Annotated in this window: 20 protein-coding genes and 1 pseudogene; all 21 read left to right on the top strand. The window is 34.4% G+C overall.

The genetic code is table 11. From position 1 onward, the window contains the following. Positions 1 to 659: pseudogene (locus tag HED67_RS06065) on the top strand (RumMC family radical SAM sactipeptide maturase); the annotation flags it as partial. Between the two features lie 67 nt (positions 660 to 726). Continuing rightward, entirely contained in the window at positions 727 to 918 is a 192-nt protein-coding gene (locus HED67_RS06060) for a RumC family sactipeptide (protein ID WP_021740593.1), read from the top strand. A 16-nt stretch (positions 919 to 934) separates the two neighbouring features. Continuing rightward, on the top strand, positions 935 to 1,126 hold the full coding sequence (locus HED67_RS06055) for a RumC family sactipeptide (RefSeq protein WP_021740594.1): 192 nt from the start codon (positions 935 to 937) through the stop codon (positions 1,124 to 1,126). Between the two features lie 187 nt (positions 1,127 to 1,313). Beyond that, the gene (locus HED67_RS06050; protein WP_021740595.1) at positions 1,314 to 3,122 is read left to right on the top strand and encodes an ABC transporter ATP-binding protein; all 1,809 of its coding nucleotides are present in this window, start codon (positions 1,314 to 1,316) and stop codon (positions 3,120 to 3,122) included. A gap of 2 nt (positions 3,123 to 3,124) precedes the next feature. Beyond that, on the top strand, positions 3,125 to 4,219 hold the full coding sequence (locus HED67_RS06045) for an insulinase family protein (RefSeq protein WP_021740596.1): 1,095 nt from the start codon (positions 3,125 to 3,127) through the stop codon (positions 4,217 to 4,219). A gap of 143 nt (positions 4,220 to 4,362) precedes the next feature. Beyond that, positions 4,363 to 4,554, top strand: a complete 192-nt coding sequence (locus HED67_RS06040; protein WP_021740597.1) for a RumC family sactipeptide — start codon at positions 4,363 to 4,365, stop codon at positions 4,552 to 4,554. A 13-nt stretch (positions 4,555 to 4,567) separates the two neighbouring features. Then, positions 4,568 to 4,759 (top strand): RumC family sactipeptide, encoded by a 192-nt coding sequence (locus tag HED67_RS06035; protein ID WP_021740598.1) that lies wholly within the window; start codon positions 4,568 to 4,570, stop codon positions 4,757 to 4,759. Between the two features lie 254 nt (positions 4,760 to 5,013). After that, entirely contained in the window at positions 5,014 to 5,628 is a 615-nt protein-coding gene (locus HED67_RS06030; RefSeq protein WP_246612122.1) for an RNA polymerase sigma factor, read from the top strand. Further along, a complete protein-coding gene (locus HED67_RS06025; protein WP_021740600.1) occupies positions 5,612 to 6,379 on the top strand; it encodes a hypothetical protein in 768 nt (255 codons plus the stop codon). Before HED67_RS06030 ends, HED67_RS06025 begins: the two co-directional genes overlap by 17 nt. Continuing rightward, positions 6,321 to 6,737, top strand: a complete 417-nt coding sequence (locus HED67_RS06020; protein WP_044964820.1) for a hypothetical protein — start codon at positions 6,321 to 6,323, stop codon at positions 6,735 to 6,737. Before HED67_RS06025 ends, HED67_RS06020 begins: the two co-directional genes overlap by 59 nt. Continuing rightward, complete coding sequence (locus HED67_RS06015; RefSeq protein WP_021740602.1) at positions 6,738 to 7,727, top strand: alpha/beta hydrolase; 990 nt, start codon at positions 6,738 to 6,740, stop codon at positions 7,725 to 7,727. Positions 7,728 to 7,832: 105 nt separating this feature from the next. Continuing rightward, on the top strand, positions 7,833 to 8,807 hold the full coding sequence (locus HED67_RS06010) for a DUF262 domain-containing protein (protein ID WP_021740603.1): 975 nt from the start codon (positions 7,833 to 7,835) through the stop codon (positions 8,805 to 8,807). Between the two features lie 318 nt (positions 8,808 to 9,125). Continuing rightward, on the top strand, positions 9,126 to 9,881 hold the full coding sequence (locus HED67_RS06005) for a DUF4313 domain-containing protein (RefSeq protein WP_021740604.1): 756 nt from the start codon (positions 9,126 to 9,128) through the stop codon (positions 9,879 to 9,881). A 46-nt stretch (positions 9,882 to 9,927) separates the two neighbouring features. Further along, positions 9,928 to 10,476 (top strand): hypothetical protein, encoded by a 549-nt coding sequence (locus HED67_RS06000; protein ID WP_021740605.1) that lies wholly within the window; start codon positions 9,928 to 9,930, stop codon positions 10,474 to 10,476. Between the two features lie 96 nt (positions 10,477 to 10,572). Next, a complete protein-coding gene (locus HED67_RS05995) occupies positions 10,573 to 11,328 on the top strand; it encodes a single-stranded DNA-binding protein (RefSeq protein WP_021740606.1) in 756 nt (251 codons plus the stop codon). Between the two features lie 39 nt (positions 11,329 to 11,367). Then, on the top strand, positions 11,368 to 12,009 hold the full coding sequence (locus tag HED67_RS05990) for a hypothetical protein (RefSeq protein WP_021740607.1): 642 nt from the start codon (positions 11,368 to 11,370) through the stop codon (positions 12,007 to 12,009). A 1-nt stretch (position 12,010) separates the two neighbouring features. Continuing rightward, the gene (recD2, locus tag HED67_RS05985) at positions 12,011 to 14,224 is read left to right on the top strand and encodes an SF1B family DNA helicase RecD2 (RefSeq protein WP_044964823.1); all 2,214 of its coding nucleotides are present in this window, start codon (positions 12,011 to 12,013) and stop codon (positions 14,222 to 14,224) included. A 235-nt stretch (positions 14,225 to 14,459) separates the two neighbouring features. Then, positions 14,460 to 14,804 (top strand): helix-turn-helix transcriptional regulator, encoded by a 345-nt coding sequence (locus tag HED67_RS05980; RefSeq protein ID WP_021740609.1) that lies wholly within the window; start codon positions 14,460 to 14,462, stop codon positions 14,802 to 14,804. Further along, positions 14,791 to 15,729 carry an ImmA/IrrE family metallo-endopeptidase gene (locus HED67_RS05975; protein WP_021740610.1) on the top strand — a complete coding sequence of 313 codons (939 nt, stop codon included), beginning with the start codon at positions 14,791 to 14,793 and terminating at the stop codon, positions 15,727 to 15,729. Before HED67_RS05980 ends, HED67_RS05975 begins: the two co-directional genes overlap by 14 nt. Before the next feature lie 6 nt (positions 15,730 to 15,735). Then, positions 15,736 to 16,395 (top strand): hypothetical protein, encoded by a 660-nt coding sequence (locus HED67_RS05970; RefSeq protein WP_021740611.1) that lies wholly within the window; start codon positions 15,736 to 15,738, stop codon positions 16,393 to 16,395. 155 nt (positions 16,396 to 16,550) lie between these two features. Further along, positions 16,551 to 16,721, top strand: coding sequence for a hypothetical protein (locus HED67_RS05965; RefSeq protein WP_154104341.1), 171 nt, complete (start codon positions 16,551 to 16,553; stop codon positions 16,719 to 16,721). The last annotated feature ends 305 nt before the right edge of the window (positions 16,722 to 17,026 follow it).

Genomic DNA, 17,026 nt, shown 5'->3' with positions numbered 1-17,026 from the left:
TTGAAGGTCTGAGCTGGCTGCCAAAAGAAATGGTGAAAAAGTGTGATTATGTAGAATACGGAAGTGTAAGAGAAGAAGATATTTCCATGGAGTATGCAGGGGATGGGGAGTTTGTCGGGGAAGAATTGGACGGCTTTACATTAGATGCCATTGAAGGCTGGGCACTGACAAGGGATTTAGAAGAGCAGGATCCCAAAAGTTATGTGGCAGGGATTGTAACGGATAAACTGGTACGGATACATAACCGAAGACAGACACAGGAACCGTGCAAGGACCTCAGAAGAAACGGCTGCTGTATTCCTGGGAACCGGAGAGTATATGTGAAGACAGATGGAAAATTCCTTTTGTGCGAAAAAACTGGAGATGCACCGGATATAGGAAATGTGTTTGAAGGGGCAGATCTGGAAAGGATAAAGAAATATTATATCGAAGAATACGATGAGAAATCCATCACGAGATGCAATGAATGTTGGGCGAGAAACCTGTGCGGACTTTGTTATGCAGCATGTTATGAAGCAGAAGGAATTGATATGGAGAGGAAAGAAAAAGTCTGCGGTGCTCACAGGTATGCCACAAAAGGAGAACTGATTTCGTATTACAGCATTTTGGAAGAGAAGCCGGAAGTGATCGAAGAGATAGATGCGGTACCGTATTATTAAGGAAAGATTTTAGATTATCAAAGATAATTTAAAATAGAAAAAATCAGACGGAAAGGAGGCGGCTGGTATGAGAAAAATCGTAGCAGGAAAGTTACAGACAAGAGCAAACTTTGAAGGCAGCAAAGGTGGATGTAAATGCAGTGGCGGTGCAGTAGTAGAAAACTCTCATAATGCAGGACCGGCGTATTGCGTGGGATACTGTGGAAACAACGGAGTGGTAACAAGAAATGCGAATGCGAATCTTGCAAGAACAAAATAATAGGAGGTATTGGACTATGAAATTAGTAGAAACAAAAACAACAAAAACAGGAACGAACTTTGAAGGGAATAGAGCTGGATGTATTTGCAATGGCACTGTAGCAGTAGCAAATTCTCATAATGCAGGACCAGCATATTGTGTTGGGTATTGCGGAAATAGTGGAGTAGTAACAAGAAATGCGAATGCAAATGTCGCAAAAACAGCATAAAGATTGTATTTTAAACAGAATTTATTAGTCTGGATAATAGACAAAATAATCTGTTTAATGCCTAAATAAATTCTGGAAAAACAGACATGTGAACAGAGTTAAAAGGCTTAATACTATGTTATAAGAATAGAAGGAGATTGTCCAGTAGGTGCGGTCTCCTTTTACAAAAGCAAGTGGAGTGAAGTTTATGAAAAGATTAATGATGTTAATCAAAAAAAGTAAAGAATTCTTTTTGATAATAAGCAGAGTAGTTCGATTATTATGGAATAGCTCGAAGTCCAATTTTATTAAAACAATCATAGTAAGTGTTATTTCAGGTATTACGATTCCATTTACTTTGGTTATTTGGAAATATCTTATTGACGATATGAGTCGCTCCATTGTTTCAGGAAGCATTGCACCAGTTTTATTTTGGTTAATCCTTTATTTTATATTAAATTATTTGCAGAGTGTGCTGATGAGAATAAAAGATTATCAACAGAACATTTTATCAAGTTACTTAAATCGTTATACAAGCGATTTGATTTTGAAAAAGGTAAAAGATACAGATTTAAAGTATTTTGACAGTTCAACAATTTATGACAAAATTAGAAAAGTCAATGAAGAATCGACAGGGAGATCTATCAGTCTATTAGCCACATTAACAAGTTTTATTCAAAGTTTTAGCAGTTTAATTGGAACCATTACAGTTTTAGCCAGTCTTAATATTGGAATTATGTTTTTGTGTATTTTTATCTGCATACCAACGCTAATTGTTAGTATGAAGATGGCAGTTACACAATATGAAATTTATACAAAGCGGTTCGAGGGATTACGTTTTATAGCATACTTGAAGGATATTGTGACTGCTTATGAAAACATAAAAGAGATGAAAATTTATCATGTACATGACTTCTTTCGGGGACATATTATTAAACAATATGATGGATATATTAAAGAAGATAAAAAAATTAGAAGTAGTTTCTGCAAAAAACTGTCTCTGACAGATTTGGTAGAAGAGGCTGCAATCTTAATTTTTAAAATATACATTACTTTAAAGGTTATTTTAGAGAAAAGAACTATTGGAGACTTTTCTCTTTACATAAATTCAATTGATAATTTTAGGGGGTCAGCTACGACAATACTAAATACAATAGTTACAATTTTTGAAGATGGTCTTTATATACAAAATCTATTTGAATTTTTAGATATGAAAACAACAGAAAAGAAAAGAGAGTTATTATCATTCAACAAAGATTTTCAAAAGATTGAATTTAAAAATGTGTGGTTCAGATATCCTGAATCAGAGAAATATATATTAAAAGGTGTTTCTTTCACGATAGATGCTAAACACTGCTATTCTATTGTAGGATTAAATGGATCTGGTAAGACTACCATTATTAAGTTGTTGTTAAAATTATATGTTCCAGATAAGGGCGAAATTAGAATTGATGGAATTAATATATGTGATATTGATACAGAATCATATCAAACGATGGTTGGGGCAGTATTTCAAGATTTTGTGAAATATCCATTGACAGTTAGAGAGAATATCGGATGCGGAAATATAGAAGAAATGGAAAATCTTAATCGGATTTACTGTGCAGCAGAAAAATCAGGAGCAGTAAAATTTATTCCATCATTACCGGAACAGTATGACACACAGTTACATAGAGAATGGAGTGGAGGAATTCAATTATCTCTTGGACAATGGCAAAAAATTGCAATCAGCAGAATTTTTATGAAAGATTTTCCACTTGTAGTATTAGATGAACCAACAGCTTCATTGGATCCTAATGCGGAATATGAGATTTATAAACAGTTTAGGGAGTTAATGGAAGGAAGGACGAGTATATTAATTGCGCATAGGTTTTCTACAGTAAAATTGGCAGATGAAATATTAGTCTTACAGGATGGAAAAATCATAGAGAAAGGAAATCATACAGAATTGATAAAATTAGATGGGGAATATGCAAAACTTTATAGTATGCAAGCAGAGGCCTATAGAGAGGAGTAATTATGCCACAAGAGAATAGTTTTTTTTCAAAATGTAAAAATCAAATAACGAAATGCGTGTGTCCACTGGAAAATCTTCAAGGAATGAATTATATAGCATTAACAATAAATGTGGGTTCTTCTTCAGAAAATGCAAAAAATGCAGGAATTGCACATTTCTTAGAACATATGCAAATGAATTTTTTTGATAAAAATGAGGAGAGATATCTTTGTTCAGCCTATACAGATTTTTATTCAACAACCTATTATTTTGATGTAAAGGATACAGCATTAGAGTGCGTAATAGACATTATACAGAATATTTTAAAAGGGAAGTATTTAGAAATGAAAGATATTGAGGAGGTACGAGCAGATATTCTGGATGAATATAAAGCGTATGAAGTGAAAAATAGAAATTCAGATTTCCGTATATTATTAAATGGAACCGATTATGAAAGTCATTTATCCATAGGAAATCAAAAGACTATTTGTTCTATATCAGAAAATGAAATCAAAGCATTTTTCAAAAAATTCTATTTTCTAGAAAATATGTGTATTATTTGGATTACATCAACGCAAACGTTGGAGACCATCGGAGACGAGTGGATTGCAAATCTTAAGGGAGAGCACGGAAAGATTGAAGAAAATATTTTGCCTTATACAGAAACAGATGGCTATGCTATCAAAAATCGACAGGATAATGGTACATCATACTATTTATATAGGGAAAGAAATTCGGACAGTGAGTCGATAAATGAAGATTTACTTTATGTAATACAAGAATTTTTAAAAGCGAATATGGGTAAGGTTGATGTGGAAAAGATATTTTTATCTGCTAAGCAAGAATTTATTAAAATAACGATAGAAGATATATTAGAATGGAAAGATATTTGTAGAGAAATAGAAAATTTAGCAGTAACGGAGATAGAAAAGAGATATTGGGAATTTTTGAAGGAAGAACCGATAGGTTACAATTGTAATTCTCTAAGAGAATATTTTATAAATGCTTTTACTTTTGGGGATATGATTGTAAAAGAAGAAAGAAACATTCAAAAAGATATTTGTGAGATTAAGAAATTGTTTGCCAAGGAGAATTCGATAAAAATTCTAATGAAATAGGTATCTACACAAAAAATACACAGAAAAGACGGAAAAACCATACGAAAAATTTATATACTATACATTGTAGAAAGAAATAAGTATTTTAAATCATTTTTTTTAAGATTTAAAATAAATAGTAGCATAGAAAGGAGGAACAAAACATGAGATTAGTACAGTCTAAAAGAATTGCAACAGGCTTCAACTTTGAAGGAAGTAAAGCAGGCTGTGTTTGCAGCGGAACTGTAGCAGTTGCAAACTCTCATAATGCAGGACCAGCATATTGTGTTGGGTATTGTGGAAACAATGGTGAAGTAACCAGAAATGCAAATTATAATATTGCAAGAAAATCTTAAGGAGGAATAGATTATGAAATTAGTAACATCAAAAACAATGAAAACAGGAACTAATTTTGAAGGAAACAAAGCAGGATGTATCTGCAGTGGCTCTGTGGCAGTGGCAAATTCTCATAATGCAGGACCAGCATATTGTGTTGGGTATTGTGGCAATAATGGAGCAGTAACCCGCAATGCAAATGCTAATCTGGCACGAACAGCGTAGAGATGTCTTTACATACTACTGTCAAAAAGGTCCTATTCTATGTATTTAATGGAAGTATACAGAATAGAACCTAAATATGAATGATTAAATTCACTAGAAACAGAATAATAGAAAATAAGGAGGCTGTCAAGTCTTCTTATTTTTTTACTCAAAAAGAGTTGTTTAGATAAACGGAAAGAGAAGATTGAGAAAAGAAATAATTTTTGAAAAAACAATAAAAAAATATAATAAATCCTCTTTTTTTGAAACCTGAATTGTACAACTTACGTATTGATACAAAAACAAAATCAGGATTCTTACGAATGAAGGAAAGAACGTTATTAAAACAACTACAGAGAAAAAACGAAAAGGCTTTAGAAGAGATTATGAAGAAATATGGTGCATATGTTACTACGATTTCAAAAGAAATACTTGCCGGAAAAGGTACGAAAGAAGATGTGGAAGAAGTAGTATCAGATGTGTTTATTTCTTTATGGAATACTGCTGAAAGAATTGATTATGAAAAATACACCAGTATTAAGGCCTATATAGGTATGATTGCAAGGAATAAGGCAAAAGATAAGATACGTGCAATTAAAAGTTGGAATCTGGAACTTTATGATGATGTGCTTCTAATTGATAACCAGGCAGAAAGACTCATGGAGCAAAAGGAGCAGCAGAGGATCATTCAGAAACTTCTTCAGCAATTGAAGCCGATGGATCGGGAAATCTTTCTTTTATATTATTACAGATATTTTAAAATAGAAGAAATCGCAGTACAACTTAATATGAATCCGCAGACCATAAAGACAAGACTTCGAAGAGGCAGGAAAACTTTACGTAATGCTTTGCGTGAGGAGGGATATACTGTTTATGAAAATAAAGATTAGTGAGATGCTGGATAATTCAGTTGAAATTTTAACAAAGGAAAAAGCGGACATAGATAATCTTAAAGATATTCAGGATATGGTATATAAAAAGATCATTCGTCAAAAAAAACATTCATATTTTTTAAAACCAGTGGCAGCAGTTGGTACAATCTGTTTGGTAACAGGCAGCATTGTTCTGGCAAAAACCCTTTTGGCTCCAGGTGGGAAAGTTGAAAAAGCAGAAAACTTGGAAAAGGAACATACACTTTATGAATCAGATACAGAAGAAGGGAAGATAGTAGTTGATATTCAAACAGAATTGCTTGATAAAGCTTATCTATATCAAAATGATATTCCTATTGCGAAACATATTTTAGAAATACAGACTGATTTTTATGGAAATAATCAGCAAATATATGTAGAAAATGGTACAATGCTGATTTTACAGGATCACGGTAAGGGGATTTTTTTGGAGGAGGATGAAAAAGCTAAAATAAGTGTTAGTCAGGAAAATATGGAGAAACAACCTAGCCATACATTTGAAATAGGATATATTGAAAACGGAAAGCCGTTTAAATTGGACACCGTTGCGGTAGAACAGTATGAAGTTTGGGTGGAAGGAGGAGATCAAAAAGAATATTTTCCGTATTTTAAAAATATATCTAGTGATCGAATTATTCTTAATTATCAAATAGCAAAGGAGAGTGGAGAAAATGAAGAAAATAAAAAAAGTGGTAGTGATGTTGGCTCTTTTGGGTATGACAACAAGTAGTATTTCTGCACAGGCGGCGGAATCGCAATCAAACAATACGTATCAGCAAAATGAAAGAATGGGGATTTCAAGTACAACATTGAGTGCAGGAGAAACCATCAATATTATTGATAACGATGGAATGGCATTTTATGTTCCGGGTGGGGCTAAGATAAGTTTTTCCATTAGTCTGAAAACATCAGGAAATGTTGAAATGGGATATAAAAATTCAAATGGTGTCAGGACAAAGAAGTATAGTGGATCTGGAAAAAGCCATAGCACTACTTTCACAATTGGAAGCACGGGATATTACAAATTTTATATAACCAATAAATCTTCTGGTACAATTACCATTACAGGAGGGAGCTTAAATTTTTAAATGAGAATAAAGAAAAAAATATGGATGATCATAAAATGGATTTTATTCGTTATAATTTTGATTTTTTTACTGGGAGTTGTATGGAATGCAATTTGTAAGAAAGTAGATGAACGAAAAATGCAGAATGCATATGGTGACAGTGTACAAGTAAATGGTAAAAATATGGTTGTAGAGATTGTGGGAGAAAATCATGATGGACCACCAATCATATTGTTGCCAGGTTTAGGAGAACCGTCTCCTATTTTAGAATTTAGACCATTAGCAAGTGAGTTATCTAAAAAATATGAAGTGATTACGATTGAGCCGTTTGGATATGGATTATCCGATAGCACAAAGCGTAAGCGGACGATTGAGAATATTGTAGAAGAACTTCATGAATGCGTAAAGAACTTAGGCGAAGAGGAATATTATCTTATGGGGCATTCCATATCTGGGTTATATACTTTATATTGGAGCCAGATATACCCGGACGAAATCAAAGGAATCATAGGAATTGATCCATCCGTTCCCAAAATGACAAGTAAAGAAAACAATCCTTTCCCAATCAGTGTGCAGTTACTCAATCAAATATCTGCATATACTCAGAAGATAGCCAATATAAGCGGAATTACAAGGCTGCTTTCCATGAATGATCCAAAGAAAGTTGTGTATGCAGATTTTCAGTATCCATATTCAGAGAAGGAATGGGAAGTTTTCAGTATGTTAACATTAGATAAAGGTTATAACTCAACAGTTATGGCAGAAATGAAAAATCTTGAAAAGAGTATGGAAGCAGTAGAAAATATGAAGATTCCAAAAGAAATACCAATATTGCAGTTTGTTTCAAAAGAGAATTGCAGAACTATGCCGCAGTGGGAACAGCTACATAGGGATATTATAGCAGATAAAGAAAATGGAGAAGTGATTTTACTAGAAGGATCTCATTATTTACATTTTGAACAAAGATCGGCTATTGTCCAAAAAACGATACAGTGGATAGAAAATAGGTAAATATTCCGATTTTTATAGAAATAATTGTTCAAATGGTTCCGTATGTTTGCAATGCACTGTATATCGTGATAGAATAATAAAAAAATAAAGGAGTGGTGTTTGAAAATGGAATCTACGTGTAAGCCTAAAATTGTTTCATCGTTATTGAGAGAGTCCGGAAAGGGAAAACTTGATTTTTCACATCCCTTTCAGCGAAAAGAAGGACAATGGACCAGATATATGGAATCATTGGAAGTGGATTCTCTGCTAAGAGGATATTCTATTAATTTGGTATATGTTTGGAAGAAAGACAACAAAAACTATGTGATAGAGGGCAAGCAGAGAATTACTACATTGCAGAAATATAAAGGGGATAAATTCCCACTTTCTAAAAAACTTGATCCGGTTATAGTTGATGGAGAAACATATGAAATTGCAGGGAAAAGATTTTCTCAATTAGATGAAGTTGTACAAGATAAACTGTTGAATTCAGAAGTTCTGATTTTTGAAATGTGGGATTGTACGGAAAAAGAAGTAAGAGATATGTTTGTGCGTCTGAACAGTGGAAAGCGTTTAAATGGAGCCCAGATCCTGACAGGTCTTTTAAATATTGATGTGAGTACAGAACTTTATAAAATTATGGAGCATCCATTTTGGGCAAAGACAGGAATTACAAAAGGTGATATTAAGTCAGATAATATGCGCAAAGTGGCCTGCCAGATTTTGATGCTTATTTCCGGATATGAATATACTGCTTTTGATCAGAAAAATATTGAAAAATATGTTGAAGTATTGAATAGCGATTCAAAGGAAAGCATACATCTCATTGGACATGCATTAGACGTACTTGATAAGTTAGACGAAAAGGTTACAGATAAAATTGATAAGATGAAAAAGCTGTCCATTCCAATGGTAGTTGCAGCAATGGATATGGTGTACGGAGACGAAGCAAAAGAAGATGCGTATCTGTTATGGGTGAAAGAGTTTTTTGATAATTATGATAAACAGGAAAAATACCTGGAATATTGCGGAAGAAGTACAGATAAAGGCGAAAATGTAAGAGGACGTTGGGAAATTTTTTCACAGGCAGTAACAGAGTAAGAATGATCATGCCCCATGAGATTTCTTTTATTAAAATTCATATATCTAAATATAGTACGCAAATATTGACACATGCTATATATTGTGGTAAAGTGAAAATGAATTAACATTTATACTCATGTAAGTGAAAGATGAGTACAAAATTTTTTTCCGATACAGAATCGGAAGCAAGTTTTGAAACAGGTGGCTGTTTCGGCAAGAAATAAAGAGTTATCAGGCATTTAGAATGAAGATATTCTAGGTGCCTTTTTTTATTTCAATTAAATAAAAAGGAGGATAGTATTACGCCACAAAAGAAAGAAGAATAGGAGGAAAATCATGAACCAAGAGTATTTAAAAGGAATCCACAGTGAGATGTGCAGCAGAGAGGCAATTATTTTTCAGGCTACGGAAAATAACATTATCAGTTTCCTGAAGAACAGTTTATTTGCAGAACGTTCTGAAATCAGGACACTGGACGGAAAACGGTTTTTAACGACGATAAAAGGAAAATGGATCGATATCTGTCCTGATAGAATTTATCTGGAAGAAAAGTTAAAACCGCTGATTTTAGCTGTGAAGGAAGGGCGAAAAATGCTACTTCCATTAAAACAGATCAAGGTAGAACAATTAGAAGGATATCGTCCGCCGATACCGGATTGGAACTATTTTTTCTGGCTAGGGTGCAGTGATGAAGAATACGAGAACTTCAGAAAGCAGCAGAAACCAAAAACAGTTATGTATGAGGCTTTCGGAGAGAAATTTCCAATACAGTTAAAGGTGGATAAGTATTCAATTACTGGAAATCTGGCGATTGAGATGGTGAACTGGAAACACAGGTATCCGTCATCATGGGCTGCTTTGACAGTTGATTTGAATGAGGTGTGTGAAAAAGATTGTTCTTATGTTGATACAAACCATCATGGAAGAAAAATATTGTCATGGATTATAGAAAATGGATTAGGGGAACTGACAGGACAAAGAAATAGGAGTGGATACTGTACTTATGAGAAAATACGTTTTTATCCGGAAAAATTAAAGGATTGTGATCCCGAAGGTTACCAGAGATATAAAATAAAATTTGAAGAAACATAAAAAGGCTGCATAGTAGAGATGTTATCAGAGAACAGGAGGAATCAGGATGAGAAACTATCAAGATGAACAGAATAAAAATTATGAGAATACAAAACAAATGTTTGAAGCGTGTCGAAACGATGTAGGCGATTCTAAAAAAGCGAGAAGAACCATGCCAATAGTTGATGATGAGATTTGCTTTGCAGATATTCCGGAAAATGGAGTGTGTATTACGTCACAATTTGAAAATGGGCTTTGCGGAGAGATTATCTGGTGCCGAAGTGGAGAAGATGTTTATATGCTGCACAGCAGTATCCGTCTGGCAGATCATACTGTCTGGCTTCAGATGGACAAGAAAGGTAACAGCGAGGCACTGCATTTAAAACTGCTTTCAAAAGAAGGAAATGAAAAGGTACAGCAAGATGAGTTTCAGGGGCTTTATATTTCACCGCGTATGCAGGTGAAACGGTTTTATGAATATTGTTTCTGGCCAAATTACATAAGAGGCAAAAGACCGGCACAAGAGAACAGCCTGAACTTATATGAAATTTTAAAAAGAATTGTGAAATGCATTGGTTCTGATTTTCAGTATGATTTGGAAACAATGCGGATTTAGGATGTGACATTTAGAATGAAAATTCCAAGTGTCTTTTTTTGTACCTATTTGGCAGGAAAGAATTTTCCTGCCAGAATTTAAAGAAGGAGACCAATTATGAACGAACTTATTATGACAGGATATGTTGCTACAGAGCCTGAAATCAATGAATTTAAGAGAAAACGGCGCAGGAATAAGAAAACACCTCAATATGGTCTGGCTGCGAATTTTCGTATTTCTGTAAAGCGTTCTTTTAAGAAAAAAGATGGGAAAAAATATGACTATTTTTCCTGTTCAGCTTTTGATAAATCCGCTGAATATATTGAAGAGTACATTGAAGAAGGCGATTATATTGGAATACATGGAACACTTTTAAATGACAATTACGAAAATGACGATGGAGATATGGTGTATAAGGATAAGATTACAGTGCTCCGGATTGAACTGCTTAGAAAACGAAATGACGAAGAGGAAGGATATGATTACGAGGAAGAGTCAGAGGACAACGATTATGATGATGAAGAATATGAAGAAGACGACTACGAGAATGACTATGAAGATGATGAGTATGAAGAAGAGGAATTGGAGGAAGAAGAGTACGAAGAGGAAGAAAAAGGATATCGTAGAAGTGTAAGAAAACCCAATAGAAATACGACAACCTCGTATAAGAGAAGCAGCAGGCAAAAGAAAACAGCGCCTAAAAAAAGATCTGAGCAGAGAAAAAGAGCGAAAGAAAATTTAGAAAGAAGGAAGCGACAAGGAAAGAGAAGTGCACCGGAGCGAAAACGCGGTGATAGTAGAAAACGTAACCTGGTAGATGAAGAATTTGAGCGTGTACAGGAATCAGAGTATAACAATTATGGATTTGACTAAAAATAGAAGCATTTTTAACAGAAAGGAACTTGTACTGTTATGAGTAGTAAATGGAAATACTTTGTCAAAAAGTATCAAAATTTTTGTATTGCTTCGGGGATTGTAGGATTTCTGTTAGCCCCATTTTTATGGCCGTTTTTCCTCGCAATTCTGGTGAATACCTTGTCCCTGACAGTACCAGTTCTGCTGGTGTACTTGGTGATTCGCCAGCTGAAAAAGAGGCCAGAAGGAGCAGAAAAAGAAACATTTAAAGAGGTAGCTGAAAATAGGAAAGAAAAAGCAGAGGTACCTGAAGAACAGTCTTTGAAAAGGGCGGCTCCGGTTGTGAAAGCGCCCAAACAGGAACAGACGGTGAAAAAGAAAATGGAAAAAGAACGGAGCCCAAGTGTTTCCGAAGAATTGAATGAAGCAGAGAAAGTAGCAAGAAACTGGTATATCATGGAAGGAAGAGAAAAATTTCATCATATTTCCATGAAGCTGGCATCAGAAGGAGTCAATTCTTTTTCCATAGGAAAAGACGGGTTGTGCAGTATCCGAACCGAAAAAGGGTTTCGCAGAGTTGCAGCAATTCGGGATTTTCCAGCTCAAAAAATGTTGGTCATCAAAAAAGAACTGGAAAAAGAAGGGATTTACTATGTAAAACTTTCTGGACGCTATATGTGGGTTACAAGGAGGGAATAGCTTGTTAGAGTGTAGATACGCTTCTTCCATCTATTATAATCAGGAAAACGGATATACTGTGGCGGTATATGAAACAGAAGATGAAATTCCAGAAGGGAAGAAGGAGATTGGGAAACAGCAGTTTATAGCAGTTGGCTGCGAACTGCCAAGAAATGAAGGGTTGGATATATCCTTAAAAGGACAATGGAAAGAATCAGAACGGTATGGAAAACAGTACCATGTGGCTTCTTTTGAGATTCAGATGCCAACAACGGGAGAAGGGGTGAAAGCGTACCTTTCTTCCGGATTGATCAAAGGGGTTGGACCTATTATCGCAGAAAGGATTGTAGACCGGTTCGGGAAAAATACCTTCTATGTCTTTGAACAATGTCCAGAACGTTTGCTTGAAATTCCAGGAATTACACAAAGAAAGCTGGATAGTATTTTAGAGGGGTACCATAAAAGCGAAAATATCCGTCAGCTTTCTCTTTTTTTATCTTCTGCGGGTGTAACACCAAAGAAAATAGAAAAAATTCAGGAACATTTTGGACACAAGGCAGTCAGCATTATCAAAAAAGATCCCTTTCGTTTGTGTGAAATGGAAGGTTTTGGATTTAAAACGGTTGATCCGATAGCCAGGAAGGTCAAACATTTTCAGGCAGATAATCCTTTACGGATAAAAGCAGCTATATTATATGTTTTAAAAGAAGCAGAAGGGGAAGGGCATCTCTATTTAGAGGTGCCTGAAATTTTGACAAGAACAAAATCATTATTGTTTCGAGGAGATAAAAGAGGTCATGTCACAGAACGGAAAATACGTGATGCAGGGAATTCGCTTATTAAAGATGACAAGGAACTTGTCTGCAGCTATACGAAAATTTATTCTAAGAAAAATTATGAGTCGGAACAAAAAGCTGTTATACAACTTGCGGCGCTCAGCCGATATCCGATAAAAAGATATGATGTAGAAAAATGGATTTCCGGTTTGGAATCGAAAGAAAACATACAATTAGCGGAAAAGCAAAGAAAAGGGATTGAAATGGTTTTTCAAAATCCAGTTTCCATTATAACAGGAGGACCTGGAAGTGGTAAAACAACCCTGCTGCGTTTTATTGTTATGATACAGGAAAAATTGAATATGGATAGTATGATTTTACTGGCGGCCCCTACCGGAAGGGCAAGACAGAGAATGTATGAGGCAACGGGGTATCCGGCACTGACGATACATAAAAGTATCGGGTTTACAGGAGCAGAAGGGGAAGAGGCATGGAATGCTGGAGAGATGCTTTGTGATGATTTGATTATCATTGACGAGTGCAGTATGGTAGATATGCATCTGTTTACCAGCCTGATGATGAAAATAAAGGCTGGAAGCCGGATCGTTTTTGTAGGAGATAAAGATCAACTGGAATCAGTAGGTCCTGGCAATGTGTTTAAAGAACTCATTGATTCCGGAGTCATTCCGGTTACTGTTTTAGAGCAATGTTTCCGGCAGGAAAACCCTACTATTTTGGAGAATGCGATAAAAATCAACTGTGGGAAACAAAATCTGGTATATGATGACAGTTTTTCTTTTGTAACAGCACATGATGATGAAGAAGCTGCGAAAAAGATTGTGAAAATTTTTGATACGGAGTGGAATCAACAAGGGAAAAATGTAAATGCAGTTCAGGTATTAACACCTTTAAGGGAGGATACAAAGGTAAGTGCCAATGCCTTGAATATAAAAATCAAAGACAGGATCAATCCATACCAGAGAGGACAGCAGGAAATCAAAAGTGGAAACAAAATTTTTCGGATACAGGATAAAGTGATGCAAACGAAAAATGAAGATGAAATTTCCAATGGAGATATCGGGATTGTACGAAAAATAGGAAAGATGAATGGCAAGAAATACATGGAAGTGGATTTTGGAGAAGAAAGGGTTATGCGATACCAGGAAGGAGAATCTTGGAACCTTGTTCATGCGTATGCAATTACTGCCCATAAGGGACAAGGATCAGAATATCCAGTAGTCATCATTCCAGTTTTGTCATGCTTTCGGCGGCATACTTTGAAGAGAAATCTATATTATACTGCGATTACAAGGGCAAAAAGAAGAGTCATTCTTGTTGGAAGCAAACAGGCATTTTCCCAGGCAATACGGGCAGGAAGATCGAAAAAAAGAAATACGTTATTATCCTATCGGTTAAAAAAAGCATTTGCGGAATTTTTGGATAAGAATGAAGCGGCGTAAGAAAATAACAGGAAACTATTTGTAAAATTAAGAATAGTTATGATAGGGAAGGAAAAATAAACAGTCCTTCCTTATTATACTGATTATATGGAAGAATGATACAGTGAGAAAAATGTCAAAATTCTTGAATAAAAAGAAAATATTCATGTATAATAGTGTTAAGAATAGCAACAATATTGTTGACATGCAATGGTTGGTTTGTTAAAATTATAAACAGATATTTAGGAGGGTAAGCATGAAAGAATTTAATGGAGAAAAGTTTTGCAAGGATATTATTGAATTAAGAGGAACAGATTCACAATCAGCATTTGCAGAGAAACTAGGGATTAATAGATCAACATTGTCTTTGTTGGAAAACGGGAAACAGATTCCAACACTTGAACTTTTTAACAAATTGTGTACTTTGGCGTCAAAAAGTACGGAGGAATATTTTAAAGAAACAACAAAGGATTCCTTAGTATATTTAATGGGAAGTCTTGATGAGGCTGATAAGGTGAAAATTGAAGAGATGTCTGAACGCATTCGCATTAAGGAGAAATATGAGAGGTTAGCGAAAAGGAGTAGTTATGTCGGATATTAATTATAAAGAATTATTTGAACACTATTACCAGAAGGATTATGATTTCAATACATCTTCTTTGTCAGCGGAGCAAATTAAAGATATTAAGCAGACAGCACGGCAGATGAGGGTGGACTATGCATTAGCGCCAATGGGAACTAGTATCTTCAACTGGATATTAAACCAGAATAGTAACATAAGATTTGAATTGGTGCCATTTGATTCTGAAAATATTGATGGTATGCTTTATGTGCCAACAACTGGAAAGGATTGTGCATATATCATATTGAATGTAAATAAGCCATTGATTAATCAGATTTTTACGGCTGCTCATGAATTTTATCATTATATCAAAGATTATAAAAAATTTAGAGAAACGCCGTATATCTGTGATTTTAATAAGCTGAAAGATATAAATGAGATGTGTGCAAGCCGGTTTGCGGCAGAACTATTATTGCCAGAAGAAGCACTGCTAAGAGAAATCAAAGATTATTTGGTGAATATGAAAATTCCAGATACCAGTAAAATGACCTTTCATCAGTATGCGACTTTGATGATTTTTTTAACAGTAAAATATCAAATGCCATTGAAAGCTGTGATTTACAGATTGGCAGAGGAAGGATACATTAAAAATATCGAAGAATATATTAAAAATTATGAATTCATAAAAAATGTGTTAAGGGAGATTGAGATATTTAAAAAACGTGTTGAAGAACTTTATAAAAAAGAAAATAATTATGTTCTTCCGTATAGTTCCACATATGTAGATATGGAAAGGGCCTTTTCTACAGGGAATGCATCAAGGGAAGAAATTCTGGAAGATGCTAAAAAACTTGAATTGGATATGAAATTAATTGATGATATTCTTGCGCAAGATACGGAAGAAGATGACGAAGAAACAGATGATGAGGAACTCTTTGCCTTGATTCGTGCAAAAAGGGGGTAACTACAGATGATAACACCATTGAAAAAAACTCCTTTGCATGATTTGTTGAATAAACCCGTTTTATTCGATGCTAATATTTTCATGGTGGGAATTGAAGATAGAATATCTAATAAGAATTGCTCTTTTGAAAATATGAAACAACTGTATATACAGCCACTTTTTGAGAGTTTCACAGATATTTATATCCATAATGAAGTATATAAAGAATTAGATGAGAATGCAAAAAAGATGGTTGATACATATATAGGGAAAAATGTTACAATCGTAAAAGAAGATGGAGTGTATGGAACAGATCCATTGTATACGACGATTTTTAACCATATTGCAGGGCATGAACTTGTGAATTATAAACGGGGAAATTCAAAAGACAGAGGGGAAGTATACAGTTTAGCTTATGCTGCATACCATAAGATGAACTATTTTTGTTCCAAGGAAATTATGGTGGATAATATTGCACACGAACTGAAGGATTTACAGGATATTGATATTATTACATTTGATATTATTGTTTTAGCAGCGTATATTTATTATGTACATAAAAACGATTTTTCAAATACTAAAGGATTAAAATCTATTTATAAAAGGTATTGTGCAGATGTTATCAAAAGGCACGGATTGCCGAAAACATTAAACGAATATATTAAGGCATCATTAGAGTATTTATAAAGCAGACTTTGACAAAAGAATGATATGCTTCAGGTATTTTAAAATTACTAGAAGTTTTGCTATCTTCGGATCGTGAAGTAAAGGAAAAGAAAGAGATATTACAGAATGATTTTTCAATTGAAATGACAAAGACATTAGAAAGTGAGGTGTCTATTATGTGTAATCTGAGTAAAGGCGTTGAAGAAAAAGGAATTCAAAAAGGAATTCTTCTTTCAATTAGAAACCTTATGGAAACAATGGGGTGGCTGGCAGAACAGGCAATGGAAGGACTGAAAATTCCTGAAGAAGAAAAAAGGAAATATTTAGATGAATTAAAAAAAGCCTAAAAAAATGCAAAGTGGTCGTGGAGATGGTGTTTCAGTTATTATAAAAACACAGGCTTATGTGGATAAAAATGGAAAAGAATGCAATCCATTAGAAACACCAAATACCCGATTTATCCATTTAAAACGTCCCAAAATCCAATATATTCAGAATACGGATAAATAATATGAGAGAGATCTTGTAAAACGATTGTTGACAGTTTCTCTATCTAATGTTAGGATAAGGTTGTATTCATTTATGTACAATCAATTTGTGCAATGAATTTTTATTCTGCATGGTAGCAGAAGAGTTACTTTGGCATAGTCTG

Source organism: Pseudocoprococcus catus (genome assembly GCF_019734885.1).
Classification (GTDB): Bacteria; Bacillota; Clostridia; order Lachnospirales; family Lachnospiraceae; genus Coprococcus_A; species Coprococcus_A catus.
Note: the sequence above shows the minus strand (reverse complement) of the source record. Positions and strands in the feature narration are given on the sequence as shown.

Excerpts from the sequence above, each read along its gene's own strand:
- HED67_RS06060 (WP_021740593.1), top strand. The coding sequence starts at position 727 with ATGAGAAAAATCGTAGCAGGAAAGTTACAGACAAGAGCAAACTTTGAA.
- HED67_RS06055 (WP_021740594.1), top strand. The coding sequence starts at position 935 with ATGAAATTAGTAGAAACAAAAACAACAAAAACAGGAACGAACTTTGAA.
- HED67_RS06050 (WP_021740595.1), top strand. The coding sequence starts at position 1,314 with ATGAAAAGATTAATGATGTTAATCAAAAAAAGTAAAGAATTCTTTTTG.
- HED67_RS06045 (WP_021740596.1), top strand. The coding sequence starts at position 3,125 with ATGCCACAAGAGAATAGTTTTTTTTCAAAATGTAAAAATCAAATAACG.
- HED67_RS06040 (WP_021740597.1), top strand. The coding sequence starts at position 4,363 with ATGAGATTAGTACAGTCTAAAAGAATTGCAACAGGCTTCAACTTTGAA.
- HED67_RS06035 (WP_021740598.1), top strand. The coding sequence starts at position 4,568 with ATGAAATTAGTAACATCAAAAACAATGAAAACAGGAACTAATTTTGAA.
- HED67_RS06025 (WP_021740600.1), top strand. The coding sequence starts at position 5,612 with ATGAAAATAAAGATTAGTGAGATGCTGGATAATTCAGTTGAAATTTTA.
- HED67_RS06020 (WP_044964820.1), top strand. The coding sequence starts at position 6,321 with ATGAAGAAAATAAAAAAAGTGGTAGTGATGTTGGCTCTTTTGGGTATG.
- HED67_RS06015 (WP_021740602.1), top strand. The coding sequence starts at position 6,738 with ATGAGAATAAAGAAAAAAATATGGATGATCATAAAATGGATTTTATTC.
- HED67_RS06010 (WP_021740603.1), top strand. The coding sequence starts at position 7,833 with ATGGAATCTACGTGTAAGCCTAAAATTGTTTCATCGTTATTGAGAGAG.
- HED67_RS06005 (WP_021740604.1), top strand. The coding sequence starts at position 9,126 with ATGAACCAAGAGTATTTAAAAGGAATCCACAGTGAGATGTGCAGCAGA.
- HED67_RS06000 (WP_021740605.1), top strand. The coding sequence starts at position 9,928 with ATGAGAAACTATCAAGATGAACAGAATAAAAATTATGAGAATACAAAA.
- HED67_RS05995 (WP_021740606.1), top strand. The coding sequence starts at position 10,573 with ATGAACGAACTTATTATGACAGGATATGTTGCTACAGAGCCTGAAATC.
- HED67_RS05990 (WP_021740607.1), top strand. The coding sequence starts at position 11,368 with ATGAGTAGTAAATGGAAATACTTTGTCAAAAAGTATCAAAATTTTTGT.
- HED67_RS05980 (WP_021740609.1), top strand. The coding sequence starts at position 14,460 with ATGAAAGAATTTAATGGAGAAAAGTTTTGCAAGGATATTATTGAATTA.
- HED67_RS05975 (WP_021740610.1), top strand. The coding sequence starts at position 14,791 with ATGTCGGATATTAATTATAAAGAATTATTTGAACACTATTACCAGAAG.
- HED67_RS05970 (WP_021740611.1), top strand. The coding sequence starts at position 15,736 with ATGATAACACCATTGAAAAAAACTCCTTTGCATGATTTGTTGAATAAA.
- HED67_RS05965 (WP_154104341.1), top strand. The coding sequence starts at position 16,551 with ATGTGTAATCTGAGTAAAGGCGTTGAAGAAAAAGGAATTCAAAAAGGA.